Source organism: Saccharibacillus brassicae (genome assembly GCF_006542275.1).
GTDB classification, from domain to species: Bacteria; Bacillota; Bacilli; order Paenibacillales; family Paenibacillaceae; genus Saccharibacillus; species Saccharibacillus brassicae.
The window spans coordinates 1,838,193-1,860,036 of the sequence record NZ_CP041217.1; the positions used below are offsets into that span (position 1 = coordinate 1,838,193).

General features: G+C 55.9%; 13 protein-coding genes. All 13 read right to left on the reverse strand.

Annotation, left to right across the window (positions count from 1 at the left end):
• Positions 1 to 30: 30 nt before the first annotated feature.
• The 13 genes from disA to FFV09_RS07890 all read right to left on the reverse strand — a co-directional run bounded on the left by disA (position 31) and on the right by FFV09_RS07890 (position 21,786).
• Positions 31 to 1,104: a DNA integrity scanning diadenylate cyclase DisA gene (gene disA / locus FFV09_RS07830; protein ID WP_141447310.1), complete on the reverse strand. Its 1,074-nt coding sequence runs from the start codon at positions 1,102 to 1,104 to the stop codon at positions 31 to 33.
• A gap of 38 nt (positions 1,105 to 1,142) precedes the next feature.
• Positions 1,143 to 2,522 (reverse strand): DNA repair protein RadA, encoded by a 1,380-nt coding sequence (radA, locus tag FFV09_RS07835; protein ID WP_141447311.1) that lies wholly within the window; start codon positions 2,520 to 2,522, stop codon positions 1,143 to 1,145.
• Between the two features lie 286 nt (positions 2,523 to 2,808).
• Positions 2,809 to 5,271, reverse strand: coding sequence for an ATP-dependent protease ATP-binding subunit ClpC (gene clpC, locus FFV09_RS07840; RefSeq protein ID WP_141447312.1), 2,463 nt, complete (start codon positions 5,269 to 5,271; stop codon positions 2,809 to 2,811).
• A 66-nt stretch (positions 5,272 to 5,337) separates the two neighbouring features.
• Entirely contained in the window at positions 5,338 to 6,402 is a 1,065-nt protein-coding gene (mcsB, locus tag FFV09_RS07845) for a protein arginine kinase (RefSeq protein ID WP_141447313.1), read from the reverse strand.
• A 15-nt stretch (positions 6,403 to 6,417) separates the two neighbouring features.
• On the reverse strand, positions 6,418 to 6,942 hold the full coding sequence (mcsA, locus tag FFV09_RS07850) for a protein-arginine kinase activator protein McsA (RefSeq protein ID WP_141447314.1): 525 nt from the start codon (positions 6,940 to 6,942) through the stop codon (positions 6,418 to 6,420).
• A 48-nt stretch (positions 6,943 to 6,990) separates the two neighbouring features.
• Positions 6,991 to 7,458 (reverse strand): CtsR family transcriptional regulator, encoded by a 468-nt coding sequence (locus FFV09_RS07855; RefSeq protein ID WP_141447315.1) that lies wholly within the window; start codon positions 7,456 to 7,458, stop codon positions 6,991 to 6,993.
• Positions 7,459 to 7,750: 292 nt separating this feature from the next.
• On the reverse strand, positions 7,751 to 8,929 hold the full coding sequence (locus FFV09_RS07860; protein WP_246098501.1) for a right-handed parallel beta-helix repeat-containing protein: 1,179 nt from the start codon (positions 8,927 to 8,929) through the stop codon (positions 7,751 to 7,753).
• A 180-nt stretch (positions 8,930 to 9,109) separates the two neighbouring features.
• The gene (locus tag FFV09_RS07865; protein ID WP_170314962.1) at positions 9,110 to 14,455 is read right to left on the reverse strand and encodes a DUF5695 domain-containing protein; all 5,346 of its coding nucleotides are present in this window, start codon (positions 14,453 to 14,455) and stop codon (positions 9,110 to 9,112) included.
• A gap of 125 nt (positions 14,456 to 14,580) precedes the next feature.
• Positions 14,581 to 15,450: a carbohydrate ABC transporter permease gene (locus tag FFV09_RS07870; RefSeq protein WP_141447317.1), complete on the reverse strand. Its 870-nt coding sequence runs from the start codon at positions 15,448 to 15,450 to the stop codon at positions 14,581 to 14,583.
• Complete coding sequence (locus tag FFV09_RS07875) at positions 15,447 to 16,370, reverse strand: carbohydrate ABC transporter permease (RefSeq protein ID WP_141447318.1); 924 nt, start codon at positions 16,368 to 16,370, stop codon at positions 15,447 to 15,449. The genes FFV09_RS07870 and FFV09_RS07875 overlap by 4 nt, the downstream gene beginning before the upstream one ends.
• Before the next feature lie 75 nt (positions 16,371 to 16,445).
• Positions 16,446 to 17,813, reverse strand: a complete 1,368-nt coding sequence (locus FFV09_RS07880) for an ABC transporter substrate-binding protein (RefSeq protein ID WP_141447319.1) — start codon at positions 17,811 to 17,813, stop codon at positions 16,446 to 16,448.
• A 304-nt stretch (positions 17,814 to 18,117) separates the two neighbouring features.
• Entirely contained in the window at positions 18,118 to 20,568 is a 2,451-nt protein-coding gene (locus FFV09_RS07885; RefSeq protein ID WP_141447320.1) for a hypothetical protein, read from the reverse strand.
• A 171-nt stretch (positions 20,569 to 20,739) separates the two neighbouring features.
• Positions 20,740 to 21,786: a LacI family DNA-binding transcriptional regulator gene (locus FFV09_RS07890; RefSeq protein WP_141447321.1), complete on the reverse strand. Its 1,047-nt coding sequence runs from the start codon at positions 21,784 to 21,786 to the stop codon at positions 20,740 to 20,742.
• Between the last annotated feature and the right edge of the window lie 58 nt (positions 21,787 to 21,844).

Here is a 21,844-nt window from a genome sequence, read left to right on the forward strand (position 1 = left end):
TGGGAAGACGCTTTTCGGATCATGCGGCGGTTACACCTGGCGATCGATAAACACCTGGTCCTGCAGGCGCCGCAGGCCTTCCTTGATCGTCCGGGCCCGGGCTCCGCCGATACCGTCGACCTCGTCCAACTCTTCCAGCTCCGCCTTCACGACCTGTCCCAATCTGCCGAAATGTTCGGTCAGGTTGTTCACGATCACATTCGGCAGGCGCGGAATCTTGCTCAGCACGCGGTAGCCGCGCGGCGTAAGCATCTCGTCGGCCGGCGATGTCGAAGCCGGATAACCGAGCAGACGCACGATATGCGCCGCATCCAGCAGTTCGTCGTCGGTCGAGCGGCGCAGCGAAGCGAGAATTTCTCTCGCTTTCTCATCGCCGGGCTGAGCCGTGTAGTCTTTGAGCAGCAGCAGCACTTCGCGCTCGGTATTGCCGACCAGCTCCTCCATCTGCATGGAGATCAGCCGGCCTTCGTTGCCGAGTTCGCTGATGTAGCGCTGGATCTCCGTCTTGATGCGCAGCACCATTTCGACGCGGCGGATCACGCCGACGACTTCGGTCAGCGTGACCAGCTCTTCGAATTCCGAAGCGGTCAGGTTGGTCAACGCCTGCGTCAGCACCGCCTTGTACCGTTCAAGCGTCTGAATTGCCTGATTGGCTTTGGTCAGAATGACGCCGATCTCTTTGAGCGTATACCGCAGGTTGCCGAGGTACAGCGTGATGATGTTGCGGCGCTGCGAGATGGACACGACCAGCTTGCCGGTCTGCTTGGCGACCCGCTCCGCCGTCCGGTGGCGGATGCCCGTCTCCGACGACGAGATCGCCGAGTCCGGGATCAGCTGCGTGTTGGCGTACAGAATACGCTTGAGGTCTTCGCTCAAGATGATCGCGCCGTCCATTTTGGCCAGCTCGTACAAATAGTTCGGCGAAAAATCGCAGTTGATGGAAAAGCCGCCGTCGACCACTTCCATCACTTCGGGACTGTAGCCGACAACCAGCAGGGCGCCGGTCTTGGCACGCAGCACGTTCTCAAGCCCGTCGCGGAAAGGCGCTCCCGGTGCGACGAGTTTGAGCAGTTCATTCATTTTTACGGATTCCGATTCTTTCATTGCCTGCCTCCCCTTGCGTCGACCCTGCGGTCAACGCCCTACTCTAGCGCCGCTTTGAGCGCCTGCGAAACGGTCTCTACGCCGATCAGCTCGATCCCTTGCGGGTGCTTCCATCCTTTTAAACTTTTCGCGGGCAAAATAACCCGTTTGAATCCCAATTTCAACGCTTCCTTGACGCGCTGCTCCGCCCGCGACACGGCCCGCACCTCGCCGGTAAGGCCGATCTCGCCGAAGACGACGTCGTACGGCCGTGTCGGCTTGTCCTGGACGCTTGAGGCGATGCAGACCGCCACGGCCAGGTCGACCGCCGGCTCGTCCAGCCGGACGCCGCCCGCCACGTTGACGTAGGCGTCCTGCGTCTGCATGTACAGGCCCATCCGTTTCTCCAGCACGGCGATGATCAGGTTCAGCCGATTGTAGTCGATGCCGGTGCCCATTCTTCTCGGCGAAGGGAAATGCGTCGTCGCGACCAGCGCCTGCAGCTCGACCAGCACGGGACGCGTGCCTTCCATGCTGGCGACGACGGTCGTGCCGGATACGCCCATGGCCCGCTCGGACAAGAACAGCTCCGACGGATTGGTGACCTCTTCGAGGCCTTCCTCGCGCATCTCGAAAATGCCCATTTCATTCGTCGATCCGAAGCGGTTCTTGACCGCCCGCAAAATCCGGTACGTGTGATGGCGCTCGCCTTCGAAATACAAGACGCAGTCGACCATATGTTCCAGCATCCGCGGTCCGGCGATTGCGCCTTCCTTCGTGACATGGCCGACCAGCACGGTCGCGATGCCGCCGTTCTTGGCAATCCGCATGAACCGGGCCGTGCATTCCCGCACCTGCGAGACGCTGCCCGGCGCGCTCGTCACGTCCGGTTGGTACACGGTCTGAATAGAGTCGATGACGAGGAAGTCCGGCGCGATCTGTTCGATCGCAAGCTCGACCTGCTCCATGTTGCTCTCGCACAGGACGTACAGCTGCGGCGACAGCGCGCCGAGCCGCTCGGCGCGCAGCTTCGTCTGCTTCACCGATTCCTCGCCGGAAATGTACAGCACTTTGAGTCCCGTGGCCGCAAGCGAATGCGACGTTTGCAGCAGCAGCGTCGATTTGCCGATGCCGGGATCGCCGCCGACGAGAATCAGCGAACCGGGTACCATGCCCCCGCCGAGCACCCGGTTCAGTTCGCCGATCTTCGTATCTACGCGGGGTTCCTGCCCGCCTTCGATATCCACGATGGACAGTGGCTTCTGCGTACCCTGCAGCAGGGAAGAATTCATGCCGCCCATCCCCTGGGTCTTCACGCTGCTGCTGACCGTTTCTTCCACCATGGAATTCCACGATTGGCAGCCGGGACATTTTCCGTACCATTTCGGCGACTCATAGCCGCACTCGGTGCAATAAAACTTCGTTTTCGTCTTGGCCATGGATCTCCTCTCTCGCCGGTCTTCCGGCAGTCCGAAACCGTCCGCTCGCCTCCGGCAAATGCGGAAAGCTCTTCCTTAAAAGTTTATCATTTATTGCTTCCAAAAGTAAGGGTTCACGAATTGGCAAAATCCGGCGCTGCGCGAAAAAGCCGGACCGCGGAAAAAATTCCGCGATCCGGCCTTAGGCCGCCGGCAGACCGGGAAAGCGCGCAGCATCGCCCGGTCCGGGCTGGGTAGTATGGAGAACGGAACTTCGCAGTCGGCTGCGCTCGTTCCGGCAATACCGTTATTCTTCCGATTTCTCCACCGATACGGCCGGCTGTTCTTCGGCTTTCTCGACGGACAGCGCACCGTCTTTCTCGTCGATCATCAAGAAATCGCCTTTGGAGACGTGGCCCGTCAGCAGTTCTTCGGACAAACGGTCCTCGATATGCTTCTGGATCGCCCGGCGCAGCGGACGCGCGCCGTAAGCCGGATCGTAACCTTCCTTGGCCAGGAACGCTTTGGCGGCGTCGGTCAGCTTGAAGTTCACGCCGTATTCGTTCAGGCGTTTGCGCAGTTCTTCGGACATCAAAGTCACGATCTCGGCGATATGTTTCTCGTCGAGGGAATGGAAGACGATACTTTCGTCGATCCGGTTCAGGAACTCGGGACGGAAGCTTTTCTTCAGCTCTTCCATGACTTTGCCTTTCATGTTCTTGTATTCCGCTCCGCTGTCGACCGCGGCCGTGAAGCCGAGCGTCGAATTGCGGCGAATCGCGTCCGCGCCGACGTTGGACGTCAGAATGATCAGCGTATTGCGGAAATCGACCACGCGGCCTTTGGAGTCGGTCAGGCGTCCGTCTTCCAGCACCTGCAGCAGAATGTTGAACACTTCCGGATGCGCTTTTTCGATCTCGTCCAGCAGCACGACGGAGTACGGCTTGCGGCGTACTTTCTCGGTCAGCTGGCCGCCTTCTTCATAGCCCACGTATCCCGGAGGCGCTCCGACGAGGCGCGAAGTCGAATGCTTCTCCATGTACTCGGACATGTCGATGCGGATGACCGCGTTCTCGTCGCCGAACATCGACTCGGCCAGCGCACGCGCCAGCTCCGTCTTGCCGACGCCTGTAGGGCCGAGGAAGATGAAGGAGCCCATCGGACGCTTCGGATCTTTGAGGCCGGCACGGGCGCGGCGGATTGCCCGGCTGACGGCGACGACCGCTTCGTCCTGGCCGATGACCCGGTCATGCAGCAGGCTTTCCATGTTGAGCAGGCGGTCCGTCTCTTCTTCCTTGAGCTTGTTGACCGGAATGCCGGTCCAGCTGCCCACCACGTCCGCAATATCTTCGGGCGTCACTTCGGAATCGGTACGTCCCTGCTTTTCTTTCCACTGGTTGCGCGTCATTTCCAGTTCTTCGCGGATCTTCTGCTCGGTATCGCGCAGCGCAGCCGCTTTCTCGAACTCCTGGCTCTGCACGGCCGAATCTTTTTCTTTGCGGATATCGTCGAGACGATTTTCCAGCTGCTTGAGGTTCGGCGGTACGGTGTAGGAGTTCAGTCTGACTTTCGAACCCGCTTCGTCGATCAGGTCGATCGCTTTGTCCGGCAGGAAGCGGTCCGTGATGTAACGGTCCGACAGCTTGACGGCTTGTTCGATCGCTTCGTCCGTAATCTTGACGCGGTGATGCGCTTCGTAACGGTCGCGCAGGCCGTGGAGAATCTGAATCGCTTCGTCCACGGAAGGCGGTTCTACCTTGATCGGCTGGAACCGGCGCTCAAGCGCGGCATCTTTCTCGATATATTTGCGGTATTCGTCCAGCGTCGTCGCCCCGATGCACTGCAGTTCTCCGCGCGCCAGCGAAGGCTTGAGGATGTTCGACGCGTCGATCGCGCCTTCCGCCCCGCCTGCGCCGATCAGCGTATGCAGTTCGTCGATGAACAGGATGACGTTACCCGCCTGGCGAATCTCGTCCATGATTTTTTTGAGGCGGTCTTCGAATTCGCCGCGGTATTTGGTGCCCGCCACGACAGAGCCCATATCGAGCGTCATGACGCGCTTTTCGCGCAGCGTTTCCGGAATTTCGTTATTGATGATTTTCTGCGCCAGGCCTTCCGCGATCGCGGTCTTGCCGACACCCGGTTCGCCGATCAGCACCGGATTGTTTTTGGTCCGGCGGCTGAGCACCTGGATCACGCGTTCGATCTCTTTGCTGCGGCCGATGACCGGATCGATATTGCCGTCTTTGGCATAGGCCGTCAAGTCGCGCGCCAGACTGTCCAGCGTAGGCGTACTGACGTTGGCCGGCGTGCCGTGGTGGCTCGATACCGCTTCGCTGCTGCCGAGCAGCTGCAGCACCTGCTGGCGGGCTTTGTTCAGGCTGATGCCGAGGTTGTTCAGCACGCGAGCCGCTACGCCTTCGCCTTCACGGATCAGGCCGAGCAGGATATGCTCCGTGCCTACATACGTGTGGCCGAGCTTACGCGCTTCGTCCATCGACAATTCAATGACCTTTTTCGCGCGCGGCGTATAGGCGATATTGGTCGGCTGTTCCTGGCCGCGCCCGATCAGCGTCTCGACTTCGTTCTGGATTTGTTCCAGTCCGAGGCCGAGGCCGATCAAAGCTTTGGCCGCGATTCCTTCGCCTTCGCGAATCAGACCGAGCAGGATATGTTCCGTGCCGATATTGTTATGTCCGAGTCTTACCGCTTCTTCCTGGGCAAGAGCCAGCACTTTTTGCGCACGTTCCGTAAATCTGCCAAACATCATATACAAAGCACCTCCACAAAGTAGTAAGCTCCAGGCCGAATACGGATCCGACCGCCGAACCGGGTATTATTCCTTGCTTTTGACCAGCTTATCCCGGATCAGCTGCGCCCGGTACATGTCTTTCTCCGCTGCATTCATTGTAGCACCGAACGTTTTCTGAAGGAAATGAGGTTGCGTCAAAATGGTTAACTCGTTCAGCAGCGTCGTCGTCAACTTTTCGATCCAGCCCAGATCGACGCCCAGCCGAAGATCGGACAGCCGCTGAGCGGCTTCTTTGCCGTCGATGATCGCGGCATGGGTCAAAATGCCGTACGAGCGCATGACCCGGTCGTACAACCGGATCTTGGACTCCGCGACGAGCCTGCTGCGTGCTTGACGTTCATATTCGATGATCTGGGCCGCAATTCCTTCCAGGTTGTCCACAATCTCGATTTCGCTCTGGCCGAGCGTAATCTGGTTGGAGATCTGGAAAAGATTCCCCTGCGCTTCGCTGCCTTCGCCGTAGATGCCGCGAACGGTCAGTCCCACCTGGGAGACCGCGTTCAGGACGCGGCCGATCTGGTGGGTCATGACGAGAGCGGGCAGATGGACCATGACCGACGCCCGGAGCCCCGTGCCCACGTTTGTCGGACAGCTGGTGAGATACCCGCGCCGGTCGTCGAACGCGTAATCGACGTAAGCTTCCAGCACGTCGTCCACCGACGTCGCCCGCTCCCAGGCACGCTTGACCTGAAAGCCGGAGTACAGGCATTGAATACGCAGATGGTCTTCTTCGTTGACCATGATGCTGAGCGATTCGTCGTCGCTGAGGACGACGGCCGCTTCCTGCGACTCGTTGGCGAGCGCCGGACTGACCAGATGTTTCTCGACCAGCACCTGCCGGTCGATCTCGTTCAGCTCGTCGAGCCGGATCGCGTGCAGCGTCCCGAGCTCTCCTGACGCCTGTTCGGCCGCTTCGACGAGCCGGACGCGCACTTCCTCGGCCTGCTCTTCGCTCGCCACGAGCGGAAACGGGAGCGCCCGCAAATTGCGCGCGATACGCACCCGGCTGCTGACCACGATATCGGAGTCCTGGCCTTCGGCTTTCATCCAACTGCTCAGCGCATGTTCCGTAAACGCAAAATCCGACATGGTTCGGTTCCTCCTCTACCGCTGGGACCGCTTCAGTTCAAGTTCGCGGATGCGGTCCCTGAGCTGCGCGGCCGTTTCGAATTCCTGTTTTTCAATCCGTTCCTGCAACTCCTGCTTGAGCGCCTCGATCTCCCGCTGCACCTGCAGGTCGGCGCCTCCGCGCTTCGGCACTTTGCCGACATGCACGGTACCGCCGTGAACGCGCTTGAGCAGCGGATCGATCTTGCCGTCAAAATGCTTGTAGCAGGAACTGCATCCGAACCGCCCGATTTTGCGGAACTGCGCATACGTCATCCCGCATTCTTCGCATTGAAGCCGCGGAGCCTGCGCCGCGCTTCCGGACTGCGTTTTGCCGGCCATATCAAAATCGAGAAAGCCGGACAGCAGATTGTGGATCGAAAAGCCGCCGGAATGGCCGGGCAGCATCTCGCCTTTTTCCCTTGCGCAGTGCTCACAAATATGGAATTCGTTTTTTTCGCCGCTGATGATCTTCGTAAAATGCAGGGTTGCGGGCCTCTGCTGGCATTCCTGACAAAGCACTCGCCCACCTCCTTCGCAAAATAAACGCCCGAACAACAAAAGTTCCGGTCAGTCCGATTGTCCCATCAAAGCGATCAGCATCGCCTTCATGATGCGCGCTCTCATCTCGTCCCGGTAAGGAAGCTTGAGCAGCAGCGTATTGCGCAGAACGGCCGAACGCATCAGCGCCGCTTCGCGCCCGGTGATAAGGTTCGCCTCCACCAGCCGGTAGATCAAGCCTTCGGCCGCGGATTGGCTCATCTCGCTGCCGATCGTCTCGTGCACGTGGGCATGCAGCTCGGAATGCATCGGCAGATCGATCCGCTGGATACGAATATAGCCGCCTCCGCCCCGTTTGCTTTCGACCAGATACCCTTTTTCCAACGTAAAACGCGTGCTGATGACATAATTGATCTGCGAAGGCACGCAGGAAAAGCGATCGGCCAAATCGTTGCGCTGAATCTCGATCATGCCTCCGTGACTTTCCTGCAGTACCGTTTTTAAATAATGTTCGATGATATCGGAAATATTACGCATCGATCCACCCTCCACTATCTGCCTGAGCCGCCGCTCGGCCTATTGTCCGGATGTGGAGCCTACTCTTAAAATAACCCTTCCGCAAAAAGGAAGAAACGTCTGGTTTTTTTGAGGCACCGTCCGTTTGCGGCGTGTCACAGAGTCTTGTACGAATATTCTTTCCGTTGACTTTGACTTTCTTTGACTTTGTATATATTATATCATGTTTTTTTGAATTGCCAAGCGCCGCAGGAAATCGAAAGCAAAAAAAGACCGCGGAAATCCGCAGTCCCCGTTCCATGGTGAATTCCGCTTAGAATCCGCTGTTGCCTTCGGCATGGATCTCGCCTTTTTTGAACGTCGTGGCCGATCCGCCCGGATTCGTGATCTGGTTCGACGTGAAGTAAATATTGCCGATTTGCCCGTCTCCCCATACACCGATGCCCGCATTGACCGAATCGGAAATCAGGTTGCCGGTAAACCGGACTTCGTCGATGCTGCCCTGATCCGCGAACACCAGCACGTTCGGATGGTCGTCGGTCGGACGGGTTCCCGCATTCACGATCTTGTTGCCGCTCACGTTCACGCCGCTTACGCTTCGCGTATTCCAATGTCGTTCGACCGCGATGTAGATGCCGGCCATTTCCGTGTTGCTGATCGCGTTTTTGTCGATCGTGACCGAACTTCCGCCGACGACCGATATGCCCCGCGCCTTGGATGCGTAGCCGACCGAGTTGCCCCGAATAACGATGTCGCTCGTCGCTGCTGCGTCTTTTTGGTAGCTGACTACGGCGATAGCGTCGTCGCCGGTCTGCTTCACCGTATTGTTTTCGACCGTGATGCGGCTGCTGCCGCCTGTGATATGGATACCGTCGGCCCGGGTGCTTTTGATAACGTTGCCGGCGATGACGCCGTCGGTCGCACCGTCGCGGACCAGAATGCCGGCCGTGCCGGCGCCGATAATCCGCACGTCGCGAATCGCAAAGTCCGAAGCGCCCAGTACCGTCACGCTGTTCTTGTTATCGGAACCGTCGCGCCGTCCCGTATTTTTGTATACATGGGTCAGCTGGCTCAATTCCGGATTTTTGCCTTTGAGATTAATCGATCCGGCGGCCGGATTCGTCGACGTCAGCACGGTCCGCTCCGCACCCGCTCCGACGATCTGCACGCCCGTGACCTGCAGCATCCCGCTGAGCAGGTAGTTGCCCGGCGGCACGTACAGCGTTTTACGCTGATTGCGGGCGGCTTTGATCGCTTGGTTAAAAGAAGCCAGAGCATCGGTTTTGCCGTTGCCGATCGCTCCGTAAGCCGTCACGGACACCGAATTTTGCGGTTTGACCCCCTGCAGCGATTGCGCGGAAATCGCGCTGCTGCCGTAAACGGTGTTCGACGCTCCCGGGTACATCGCCGGAGCCTGCCAAGCGAGCAGCCCTGCGATTCCGAGCACGCCGATCCGCCTCCACGCCGTTTTCGCATTTTTCTTTTGCTTCATATTTCTCATCCACTCCTTTATGTCTGTTTTCCTTCCACCACATACCCATATTTATCTTTTCCCAAACAAAATAAATCCAAAAGCAAAAAAATACGGAAAAACATGATGTTTTTCCGTACTTTTTATGAGATTTGACGATCGTCCCGCTTGTTCAGCTGCCAGAGGTGTGCAGCCGCTCCGTTAGCTGCCCGGAACGGGTGCCGGCTGATCCAGCGGCTTTTCTTGCGGAAGCGTCCCTTCCCGAACCGGTTCCGGTTGTTGGGCCGGTTCTTTGTTCGGTTCTTGATTCGGTGCTTTGTTCGGTTCTTGGCTCGGCACCGGCTGCTGTTTCTCACTCGGCGCTTCTTCTTTTCCTTCTGTCAGGTTCGGTTCTTTTCCCTTATTGAGTTCTTGCTCTTTGGTCAGTTCCTGTTCCTGAAGCCGGCTTCGGTTCTGTGCTTGGCCTTCCGGCGTCGTCACGATCCATTCCCATAATCCGACGCCGACCGCGCTGCCGCCTGCCGGCTTGGTCAGGGTTACGCGCATCGCTTTGACCCGCAAAGGCTGGTCGAATTCGTGCAGGTTGGACGAACCGGCGGGCGTGTTCGGCACGGCGGCAATGTTGGCGTCGATCGTCGCCGCCGTTACCCATTCGCCCGTCTGACTATCGAACGGAATATAAGAGTATTCGTATTGGGTCGGCGCTTGAATGCCTTGTTGGTCCGCCCAGACGATCAGGTCGGATTGGGCGATCTCGGCTCCCTGCGGCCAGTCGTATTGCACCCACTCTTGGGCTCCCGCATGTCCCCACGTGCCCCATCTCGGAGCGTCGTTTTGGGCATATCGGCCGTCGTTGACCGCCCCGAGCTGTTCCCACGGAGAAGTATGGCTCGTCGAGACCGAAGCCGCGTACGCCATATTCTGATCAAGCGGGCGCAGCAGTCTCAGATCGGCCAACAGCTTGTCGTACGCCAGAGCGATTTCCGCTTCCGTCGCGTTCGGCTTCTCGATCAAGGCGGAAGCGTTCGTTTTGGCTTCCGAGATCGGCGCAAGGCCTTCGTCGACGAACTGCGCGGCTTTCAAAGCGTTGGCATGATTGAGCAGTTTGGTTAATTCCGGCTTGCCTACCGCTGTACCTGCTGCTGGGCCTGCCGATTTGGCATAGCCGTTCACTTTCCATTCCAACATACCGACTCCGCTGGCAGAAGGCTTCATGTCCAGCCGCATGCCCGTAATGTAGGCAGGCTCGAACGTCGCCGTATTGTATTTGTTCAGTTGATTGTCCACGCCGCGCAGCGCTCTGGGCGTATACCATTTGCCGTCCTCGCCGCGCAGCGTCAGCTTGATGTCTTTCGGACGGAAGTTGCCGGACGGATCCTGGAAGAAGTACATATCGGTCGAGGAAGCGAGAATCGGCTGCGCCCATTCGTACGTTACCCAAGCCGGGTCTCCTTCTCTTTCCCAAGTGTGCCAGGCCATGTTCGGAGCGCCGCGATTCGGCGAGAAGTCTCCGGAATCGCGCGGTTCGACGCCGTTATTCAACGCTTCGATAAAAGCGCCGCCGCTGCTGATATAGCTTGCGGCCGGCGTGGCGGTCAAGGCCGCGTTGGAGATCGGCCCTTCGACCACGAACACCGCAGCGGTGACTTCGTCGGTGCTGCCTTGAACCGTGCCGCGCACGGTGAAGCTGCCGGCGTTCGCATAGCTGCGCGGATCAACCGGATTCCATCGGATCGGACTTTCCTTGTAACCGGCATCCGACAACACGCTGATCGCGTTCGGGAGCGCCGGAGCGGTTCCTTTTGCCGTAATGCTGCTTGCGATCCGATAGACGGCCGAAGGGTCGGCCGCAAGCGAGATCGTCACGTCTTTGCTTGATATCTTGCCTTCGTCGCCTGCCGTGAGCGTAAACGTATAGGAGCCCGCTTTGCTTACCCGTGCATAGGCCGTCGGCTTGTCGGCGCCGACGATTTTCACTTCGCCTGCGTTCGCCGGTTTGGACTTCAGCGTCCAGGCATACGTCAGTTGGGGCTCGAACGCGGCTCCGTAGACAGGGTCCGGGATCGCTTTGCCGGACAAGACGACAATGCTTTCGTTGTTCGCGTCTTGAACGGCTGCCGCTTCGCTAATCTGCGGAGGCTGCTTGTCCTGCGGAGCGGCCAGCTGGAACGTCAATTCGCTGGAGCTTTGCTTCTGACCGTCGGCAGCCGTGATCTTGACCGTGTAGCTGCCTGCCCGCGTGCCGGTCGCTTTGGTCGTATTGGCATTCGGATAGCCAAAAGTTAACTTGGCGTTTTGCGGAGTACGTACCGTTTCCCACTTGTACGTCAGCTTGCCGTCCGGAGCGCCGTCGTCGCTTACGATTCCGTTCAGCATGAACGATTTGAGCGCCTGCGGTGCAGGCGTCGAGACCTCCGCTTTCACCTGCGGTGCCTGGTTCGTACCCGAAGTCAGCTTTTCGATCGTCAATTCCGCCGTCGGGGCGCCGGTCATTTGGAACATCGCCGTTCCTTTGTTGTTGTTCACGTAGAACTGTCCGGCCGTTTGTCCGTTCAGCTTCATCGTATAGTATCCATTTTGCAGTCCGGCTCCGTCCATACGAATTCTCGAAGCGTGCTCTTTTTTGTCGAGATTCACGAGAGACAGCTTAAATAAGGTGCCGTCTTTTTTGATTTCGGCGTTTTGGATTTTTTCATTTTGCGAGACCAGGTAGATCTTCTCGTTAAGAAGGTTGATCCGTTTGCCAAAACCGTCTTTCGGCGTGATCTTGTAGCTGCTGCCGTCATCCGTAACCAACGTTCCGTAGCCGAACAGCCCGAATACCGGATCGGTCACGACGTCCGAGCTGATGCTCAGCAGGGAGCCGTACAGGCCTTCGCCGGCTTCGCCGGAAAAATCGTTCCAGCCGTTGCTCATGACGCGGGAGCCTTCGTCGAATACGTTCTTCGTACCGGTGCCTCCTTTGTACATGGAATATCTCCAGGACGTGCCGCCGACAGACTGCGAGGAGATCTGCCCCATGTTGATCGCATTGAAGTTCGAAATTTTCGCCGCATAGTTGCGCTGCTGCGCGACCGCCGTCTGGGCAGGCGTTCGGCCGTCCGCTTGATACCGCAGCCAGTCATCCATGATGTAGCCGGCCAGCGACGCCGTGTACTGGAAGTTCCACCAGCCTTCGCCGCCGCGGAATACCGGAACGGAATAATGGAACCAGTTCGGTTGGAGCCCGCGCATCGCCCGCGTTTTCCAGTCGGCCATCTGCATGCTGCGCTTGGCTTCAGCCGCCTGGCCGTCCTGCGGATAATAGGCGCGAAGCGCCTTCGCCGCCGCATAGGCGCCTTCTTCGCCCGTGTTGTCGTATTCGAATTCCGAGCCATAAGGATACGGGGCAAACGTCATGCTCCGTCCTTTGGTCAGGGCGAACTTGTTTTTCAGGTTTTCGTATTCCGTATTCATGCCTTCTTCTTTTAACGCTTCGATCATGTCCGGAATCTGCTGCTCGCCGTAGTATCCGACCGCATCGCTCGAAATCCGGTTATAGTAGATGCCATACGCCTTTTCCAGATAATACTGCGGCGATTCGCGGTATTCAAGCAGGTGAGGATAAGCTTTCTGGATCCGGTACATGTTGAAAAATCCGGTTGCGACCATGATCTCGGAAAATTCGCGGGAATACGGTTTGTCTTTATCGGTAAAAGATCCCGAATCCCTGAGCCAGTTCGCTACGGTAAAGCTGTCATGGGTATGCTTCATGAAGCGTTCCCACATAAAATCGATCAAATACCGTTCGATGGAACGGATCTCGTCTTCGTTGGGGGCCAGATAGTTTTTCATCGTCATGAAGTTGATGCTGCCATGACTCCAATCGTCTCCCCAATGCCCTACGTTTTGATCGAGCCCGTCCGTCAGGAACCAGTCCCGATAGTTGCCGTACGTCGGACTGTTCGGATCGTTATCCTGCCTTTTTTCCACCATAAATTTGGCATGCGCTTCCGTCGTCTGGTCCAGCTCGGCCAGCACGTTGAATTCGTACTGCGTGAATTTGTTGACCCACTGGCTGCCGACTTTCAGCTTGTAATTCACGCGAACGCTGTTGTTGCCGAGATTGCCGAACTTGAGCGCATAAATATGATGCTGCTCTCCGTTGACGATCTTCGTCTCCAGCCGCTCATACGATTCCGTATAGCCGGGATTGCCTTGCGGAAGTCCGCGGCCGGTACGGGAGTTGTTGATCATGGCTTCCCGCGTCTCGCCGGGCTTGATCGCGGGAATATGACCGGCGTCGAACGGATCGTTCTCCAGCACGTTTTGAATATCGATCGACTGCACGTTGACCAATTTGTCGTCGTAATGCAGATCAAGTTTGACCGGCATGTTGATGGCCGTCTGGAAGCCGGGCAGCGCGACCGCGTCGATCATGCCCGATTTGTACAAGACGGACCGCAGGTTCTGCTCCCGTTCTTCCATGGAAGTGGAAGCGTTGTTCGGGCTGGCGGCGTTTTGCTGCGGCTGGTTGTCTCCCGCCCGTACGGCCGAAAACTTGAACTTGTACGTTTTCTCCTGGTTCGGCGCCAGAACGAGGCTGGTAGCGTCTTTGAAGTACCCGCGACCGGTTTTTTGGATGTCTTTGGAGTGAATGTACAGCACGTTCAGTCCCGGGAACCAGCCGCCGCTGTCGCCGGTCCAGTTGGAGAACTTGTCTCCGGAGCGGACTTCGCCCTGTTCGTTCATCCAATAATCGACGTATTCGATCCGGGAGCCGCTTTCCGGCACCGGGGTGAACATCATGAAGTTGCCTTCGCCGCTGTTGCGGATCGCATAGCTGTAGCCGCTGTCGGCACCGGCAAAGTTGTGTACCGTCAGTCGGTTGTCATACGTGTCCGACACGTTCAGATACTTGTTGTTCCACGGCATCGGCAGGCCGATATCGCCGAATTCGATATATTTGTTGCTTTTGTTCTTGACCGTAATGGACCACTGCATGGAGCCGTCGGTCGTACCCATATCGAATACGGATTTGACGTCGAACCCTTTCATCGCCCGATCGACGGTAGAGTTCAGATTTTGTCCGATATAGTTGATTTCGACTTTTTTGCCGTCGGATGAAGCGGTTTTGTTTATATAGGGATTCTGGGCATTGAGATTGGAAGCCGTCGTCGATCCTCCCGCCGCCAGCGTTTTGTTGGTATCCACTTCCACGAATCCGTTCCGGTTATTCGGAAACTGCGCCGTATTGCCGGTCCGGTAAGAAAACAGCATCTCGCCCATCCATTGGTGTTGGACGCCGTTCTGGGGCAGCGTGTCGTTGGGCAGCACGAAATTGATCGGCTGCGCGTTTTTGTTCAGCGGATTGTTTTTGATAAACAGTTGTTCGATCTGTCCCAATCCTCCGATTTTGACGGACAGGCTGGGGTTCGAGATATCAACCTTCGGGGTACTGGTACTGGCTGTGGCGGCGGAAGCCACGTTCGCTTGCGGCGGTACCATTTGAACCAACAGCAGGGAAGAAAGGGATAACGAAATCAGCCGTTTTGTAAACGCTCTCATCATCAAGCCTCCTTGTTTCTTTTTGACGTTCATGAAGCGGACCCGACGTTTTGGACCTGACCTGACGACTGTGTGGACTATACATATAATAGAAGGCCCACGCGGTAGGCTGAGCCTTCTGTCGATCAATTCTTCAATCCGGTCAGCGTGATGCCTTCCACGAAATAACGTTGGCCGATCAGGTAGAAGATCACTCCGGGAGCAAAAGACAAGCAGGTCGCCGCCATCGTCAAAGCCCAGTCGCTTTTCAGCTGTCCCCTGAAGTTGGTCAATCCGAGCGCTATCGTATATTTTTCGCTGGAGTTGATATAGATCATCTGCTGCAGCAGATCGTTCCACAGTCCAATGAAGATGAACAAGGCAATGACGATCATCGCCGGACGGATCGCGGGCATCAGGATGCTGAACAGTATCCGGAAGTACCCGGCTCCGTCGATCGTGGCCGCTTGATCCAGCTCTTTGGGGATCGACATCATGAACTGCCGGATCAGGAAGATGTTAAAAGCGCCGCCGCCGCAGAAGTACGGAATGATAAGCGGCAGATAGCTGTCGCTCACCCCGAGACCCCGCGTCCAGCCGATATACAGCGGAACGAGCGTAACCATCGGAGGCAGCAGCATCGAGCCGATGCACAGCATCCAGATCCAGTTTTTCCCCCGGAATCTCAGTCTGGCAAACGCGTATCCGCAAAGCGTCGCCGTAAACGTTCCCGCCAGGCACGAAGGAACGATGATCAGCATCGTGTTCCACAGGTACTTCCAGAACATAAACACTTCCAACGTTTTCTCGTAATTGGAGAACAGCCACTTGTCAGGGAACAACGAAGGCGGGTATCGGTAGATTTCCGCACTCGACATGAGCGACGTCCGGAAGATCCACCAGATCGGAAAAATAGCGACTACGGCCAGCAGGATCACCGCGATAAAAGTGAGGATGTTCATCGTTCTTTTCCGGCGCTTCTGGCTCGTGAGGCGGGTGTAAGAGGCCGTGCTCATTTGTCGTCGCCTCCTTCGTTGTAAATCCAGCGTTTGGACGTTTTGAACAACAAGAACGTAAAGACCGAGAGAATCGCGAAGATGACGACCGTCGTGGCGCTGGCGTACCCCAACTTATGGTTGACGAACGCTTGATCGTACATCAGATAAGTCAGGAATCGCGACGAATTGCCCGGTCCGCCGTTGGTCAAAGCAAGCGCCGGCGTAACGACCTGAATGTTAAAGATCAGGCTCATCAACAAGTTGTAGAAAATAATCGGCGACATCGAAGGAAGCGTGATATGAATAAACCGCTGCCATCCGTTGGCTCCGTCCATCTCGGCCGCTTCATGGTAGATCGCCGGAACGTTCTGAAGCCCCGCCAAAAAGATCACGATCAAGTTGCCCGACAGCCATACCGAAATCAGGGCCAGCGACGGGATCACGTAACTGGAGTCGGCAATGAACAAGATTTTGTCCAGGCCGAGCTCGGAGAGTACGTAGTTGAAAAATCCGAAGTTCCCTTCGTACAGCCACGACCATCCCACGTAGACCGCGGCGGCCGGCAGCACGTAAGGGACGTAGAACACGGCTCTAAAAAAAGCCCTCCCCGGTATTTTGCGATTGAGCAGCAGAGCGATGAACAGCGAATAGAACATGCTCCCGATCACCGAGATTACCGCAAAGTAAAGCGTCGCGATAATGGAATCCTTGATGTAGGGATCGGTCGTGAACAGTTTGACGTAATTGTCCAAACCGACGAAATCGGGGCTTCTTAATCCGCTCCAATTCGTCAGGCTGATGCCCACCACGCCCAACAGAGGCAGATACGTCAGAAATAACAGCCCTATGAACGCAGGAATCAAACAGATGTACGCCACGCCCGACTCGCTGAAAAGAATTCGGAACCCGCTTTTTTTGATTTTACGAAGAGTCCCCATAGTGCGCTCCCCCTTTCTCTATTCCGTTAAAAAAAGGACCGCCCCGCTTGCCGCACGGCGGTCCTTCCGCCTTGTTTAGTTGCTGCCTGCGTGCGCGGCTTTCAAAGCGTCAAGGTTTTGCGTGATGACTTCTTCGGCACTCTTCTTCCCGGTCCAGACATCGCCCAGGATCGATCCGAGCAGCGTATTGAAATCCGTCGTGTTATTCGTATAGAACCACGCGGCCGGTCTTGCGGCGGACGAACGCGCATAGTCCACGACAGCCGATTTGTATTCTTCGTATTTCGGGAAGTTCGGATTCTCAACCCATTTGCGGGTCAACGCTTCATCCGTGTACCATTTCTCCAATGTCGGCATCCAGATGCCGGAAGAGATCAGCGACCAATTGTTTTCTTCGGAGTTGTACCATTTCAACCATTCCATCGCTTCTTCGGGATGCTTGCTTTGGGAAAAGACGACGTTGGCTCCGCCCGTGTTGATGGTCACTTTGTCCTGCATGTAAGGCAGCACGGCTACGCCGTAGTTCAGTCCTTCTTCTTTGGCCGTATTCAAGCTTGTGCCTACATTCCAGGCCCCGTTTGTAGCCATGGCGGTAGTGCCGGCAATGACGGTACGCTGCACGCCGTCATCGGTCTGTCCGACGGACAGAGGCGCCACGTGATCTTTCAGGTACAGGTCGGCGACTTTCTGGATCGCATCGATGCTCGGTTTTTCCCCGATCCGAACTTCTTTGCCGTCTGCCGAGTAATAGCCTCCGCCATTGCTCAGCGCCCATGTCTCCAACTGCCACGGCAGGTTTTCGACAGATGCGCCGTACTGCACGATACTCTGCGGATCGAATCCGGCCTCGTCGGGATGCTTCCCGTTTTTGTCGATCGTCAACTGCTTGGCCGTTGCCACGAAGTCGTCCCAGGTCCAGGCTTTGTCGAGCACGGCCGGCGGATAAGGAACTTTGGCTTTGTCGAACATGTCCTTGTTGTAATACAGCAGCAGCACTTCGTTCGCCGCGGCGTACGCGACCGTCTTGCCGTTGGCTTTGTACGCCAGACTCTCAAGCGGTTGGCTCTCGCTTCCTTCGTACATGGAGCTGACGTCGTTCAGCATGCCTTCGGTAGACCATTGAATGACGCCGTCTTCCTTCATCATGCCCGAGTCGGGCAGTTGATCCGCCGTTGCAAGCGTATTCAACTTGGTCATGTAGCTTTCCCACGGAACCGCCTGCACTTCGACTTCGATTCGATCCTGCGAAGCGTTGAACTTGTCCGCGACCTCCTGCGTTTTGCTGCCGTCTGCCGCGCTTCCCCACATCGAATACAAAATCTTGACCTTGCCGTTGTCGGAACCGCCGGCTCCGGCATTCGTGTCCGGGTTTCCGCAGCCCAGCATGCTGAACATCAACGCCCCGATCATAAGTCCTGCTCCCAGTCTTTTTGCTGCTTTCATCGTTCGTGACCCCCTCTAAACTTTATGAAACGCGTGCCTGCCATCCCCCGTCCCGACCGTCTCAGCTCCCGCAAACTGAATGTTAAACGTTTAGATTTTGTCCGAAACGACTCTGTGGACGTCCCGGACCAAGAAGACCTTCCGTTTTTGAAGCGCTCCTGTCTCTGCCTGAAGTGTCTTCCTGCATGATTGGTAGCGTTTACAAGGGAAGTATAGCACCGATTATTACGTTTGAAAATGCTCTTTTTAAACTATTTTTATAACTATTTGAACTTGTTCAACTATTAACCTACGATCAATTAAATTAATGATTGGCTTCAATTGCGGCCGTATTCGGATTTTCCGCGTAGATCTGCTTGAACTTTCCGTTAACGAATCTTATCTTTTTGAGAAGTTCTCCTTGCGGCGACATGAAACAAAGCCCTCTCTCCAGCATGACATATCTCGTCGGATAAGCGGCGTAGCTCGTAATCTCCCATCCTTTGTCCACCGGCTCGATAAAACCGTTGATACATTTCAGTTCTCCTTCGTCATCGGTATACAGATAGGTTGTCGAACCGAAACCAAGCAGATAAGCGACCAATTCTTCGCCCATGTCCCAATCGTCGCCTTCGACGTCCGCGAACAGATGGCTGAACAGCGGATCGTCGGAATGCTTGAAAATGGACTGCCCGAAGCGGTTCCGGGAGAGCTCCGGCATGTTCAAATTCGGGGCGGCGATACTGTACGTGGACGCGGCTTCTCCCCGCTGCAAGAGGCGCGGCGTCGAGCGGACGTTCCAGTCGTAGCAGTTGAACATCGCCATTGTCGCTCGGTAGCCGCCTTTGAGCAGCTGTACGTCTTCGAGCTTTTCATAGGAAGCGCGAGCAGCGCCGGCCACCAATCCTCCCCAGAGGGAATGGGTCATGTAGGACAGGGCTTCCCACCAGCGATCCGGGGCATTGGCTCTGTAGTCGTTGCTGAACCCTATGTTGGCGGTAACGAGGGGCGCATATCGTTCGGCTTCTTCCAGGTGCCCGGCCAGGCAGAGGGCTTCGCAGGTCAGTCCAAATCCGGCATTGTCGTAAAAGTGTTCGGTGATCGCTCCTTCGTACCGGCTTGAATCCTGCTTCAATTTGGCGGCGAAGCTCACCCACAGCCGATTGAGTTCATGGTACAGATGCAGCAAATCGTGCGTTCTCAGATCTTCCAACAAATCAACGATGTACAAAGTAAATACTCCGACCAGCTGGGACTCTTCTTTTTCGCGCACGTTCAAATGGCACTCCGGATCAAGTCTCATGCACATCACTTCGGCCGCCCAACTCAAATAAGTCTCGGGATTGGCATAGCGCAGCAAAGGCGGCTCGAACTTGGACAGCAAGTAATAGACGTGGCCGATGTAATCAAAATCGTAAATGCGATAGAACGAACCGTATAACGGTGTAGGAACCGCGAACTGCCCTTGTTCAAACCAATGATCCCTTACATCGAAAAATGCGGCCAACTCGACTTTTTGCACTTCTGCCGGCTCCGGAGGCGCCAACCGGTTTTTCATTAAAATAAAGGTCAGTTTGCCCAGCGACTCCCCTTGATTGGACAGCGGCAGCGACGCGTACGGACGCTCTCCGTCGATCCCGTTGAAGCTGTGCTCGCATAACCACCGTGCGCGCTCCTCCATGATCCGATGCACCGGTTCAAGCACGCTGCCCACCAATACGTCGCGCCTTCCGTCTTCGAACTCGGCGACCAGCTTGAGCTCTCCCGCCGACTTCACTGGAACGACGACGCGTAAACGTTTAGATTTTTCCGTATGTACCGCTTTGAACTTCGGCAGAAGGTCCGTTTCGGTGATCGATTCGCCAGCTGCGCCAAACAGCGTAACGGCGCGCAGAGCATTATGCTCCGGCAGTTCGACTTCGGCCCAGAACTTTCCTTCCGTCGTCGTGACCGGCGAATAGTCCCAGTACGGATGTCCGTACATCTTTGCCTTTTGGTAAAATTCTTCTTGATCGCCGAAAGGAGCAAAAACGAAACTCCATCTTTTCTCTTCTGCCGGTTCAAGCGTTAGCGAGACGTAGCCGTCTCCGTAGATCCAATCGTGCTCTGCCGACTGCGGCATGGAGCTGCCGTCTTCCACCAGGGAGAGCCGATGATACAGTATTCCGTCCAGCGAAGGAGAGACCTGATCCAAAAAGCGATTCAGGTAGCTGCAGTGCGTCCCCAAAGCGCTTACCCGTTCGCCGGTGCTGTAGATGCCCAGATGAGGCGCCGTATCGCTTCTGCGTACCGCCGCGAATTTGGAGAAGTCTCCGCCCAGATGTGGAAATACCGCACAGGAATGATTCATGTTTCGGAGTACGCTGCGATCGCGGAACATGATATAAGCCAGCGAAAACCAGCTGTGAAATCCGGTGACGTTAACAGCTTCGCCCGTTGGATTGGAACACCGGATATGCCATGTCCACTCGCCTTCGTCCGTCAACAAATATTGCATGCGAACTTCGAATTTGGGATGCGCAAAATTGACGATTACCGCTTGGTCGCCCAACCCTTCGATATGCGGCTTCAAGTTGATGCTCTCGATCGTCTCGCCGTCAACCTGCGCGGTCCACTGCCCAAGGCTCTTATGCCGATCCGCGTAGCCGGCTTCCTCCGCATACTCCGAATCAATGACCCAGTTCATCTGTTCGGGGTCTTCGATCAGGAACAACGATTCAACCGTCCCCTGCTCGGATACAGCCATTTTAAACGTATCGTTATAAAGATGTCTCAAGAGTATCCTCCTTATATTCTCGGTATTTAAACGTTTAAATATTTTATTCATTCTAGCACATCGTCAAATCTTGATCAACTTGTTTATTTTGAGCCCGGATGCTGGATTCACTCAGACCTTCGTGCGACATCGACCTTCTCTTTTTACGCAAAAAAAAGAAGCTACTTCTTGCTATAGCTTCTCCGGTTCGATTTGGGCGACCGACTCCCGTTCGATCAAGGTGCAAAGAGGAGCTTCTTCCTCCGGAACGGGTTGGCCGTCGATCTTGCTGCGCAGTGTCTTCATGGCCAGGATGCCGATCTCGTGCAGAGGAACGTCCATCGTCGTAATGCCTGGGCTCAAGTACGCACTGAATTCCCGGTTGTCGAACCCGATCAGCGACAGGTCGCTTGGTACACATACGCCTTGTTCCGCAGCTGCCTTCAGAGCACCCACGGCCATCAAATCGTTCATGATCAAAAGAGCCGTAGGCCGGTTCGTAAGCTGCATAAGCTCACCGGTGAGCCGGTACCCGGACTCCGAGCTCCAGTTGCCGATTCGTATAAACTGCGGATCAAACGGCAGCTGGAATTCGGTCATCGCTTTGTAATAGCCATTAAAGCGCAGCCTGGAAGGGATCGAATCCATCAACCCGCTAATGATCCCGATTCGGGTATGTCCTTTGCCCACCAGATAGGCCATGGCATCGTAAGCGGCCTGCTCGTCGTTGTATTGGATAGAACTTTCGCCTTCCGCATAGCAATACGTGTACACGATCGGTTTCTCGTACGTATTAATCAGCCCCGTGATGTCACGTGCATGAACGCCTACGTAGATAATGCCTTCCACCTGCTTGGATAAAAGACTGGAGACGGCTTCCTGCGCCCGCTTCTGGTAGGCTTCCGTATTCGCGTAATCGTACCCTACCCGCTTTTGCAGGCGCAGATTCGTCAGCAGGATCTGCAAATCGTTTTTCTCGGCGTATTCGTTGATTCCGTCGATGATTTCGGGGGCGTTAAAAACGGTGAGATCTTCCGCAATGACCCCGATCGTATTCGTTTTGTTGCTTTTGAGACTTTTGGCGATATCGTTCGGCATATAATTGAGCTCTTCAATAACCTTCAATACTCTTTCTTTGGTTTTGAAGCTGACGTTGCGAGTACCATTCAACACGTAAGAAACGGTTGCTGTCGATACTTCCGCGTGCAGGGCGATCTCTTTGATCCCGATTTTTTTCATGTTTTTCACCTTTACCAAACATTTCACATTATCATTTATTATAGCATTTACATAATCC

Bases quoted from the DNA above. Each gene is read 5' to 3' on its own strand.
- mcsB (WP_141447313.1), bottom strand. From the start codon at position 6,402: ATGTCGGATTTTGCGTTTACGGAACATGCGCTGAGCAGTTGGATGAAA.
- disA (WP_141447310.1), bottom strand. From the start codon at position 1,104: ATGAAAGAATCGGAATCCGTAAAAATGAATGAACTGCTCAAACTCGTC.
- FFV09_RS07860 (WP_246098501.1), bottom strand. From the start codon at position 8,929: ATGAAGCAAAAGAAAAATGCGAAAACGGCGTGGAGGCGGATCGGCGTG.
- FFV09_RS07870 (WP_141447317.1), bottom strand. From the start codon at position 15,450: ATGAGCACGGCCTCTTACACCCGCCTCACGAGCCAGAAGCGCCGGAAA.
- FFV09_RS07865 (WP_170314962.1), bottom strand. From the start codon at position 14,455: ATGAGAGCGTTTACAAAACGGCTGATTTCGTTATCCCTTTCTTCCCTG.
- FFV09_RS07890 (WP_141447321.1), bottom strand. From the start codon at position 21,786: ATGAAAAAAATCGGGATCAAAGAGATCGCCCTGCACGCGGAAGTATCG.
- FFV09_RS07880 (WP_141447319.1), bottom strand. From the start codon at position 17,813: ATGAAAGCAGCAAAAAGACTGGGAGCAGGACTTATGATCGGGGCGTTG.
- clpC (WP_141447312.1), bottom strand. From the start codon at position 5,271: ATGATGTTTGGCAGATTTACGGAACGTGCGCAAAAAGTGCTGGCTCTT.
- FFV09_RS07855 (WP_141447315.1), bottom strand. From the start codon at position 7,458: ATGCGTAATATTTCCGATATCATCGAACATTATTTAAAAACGGTACTG.
- radA (WP_141447311.1), bottom strand. From the start codon at position 2,522: ATGGCCAAGACGAAAACGAAGTTTTATTGCACCGAGTGCGGCTATGAG.
- FFV09_RS07875 (WP_141447318.1), bottom strand. From the start codon at position 16,370: ATGGGGACTCTTCGTAAAATCAAAAAAAGCGGGTTCCGAATTCTTTTC.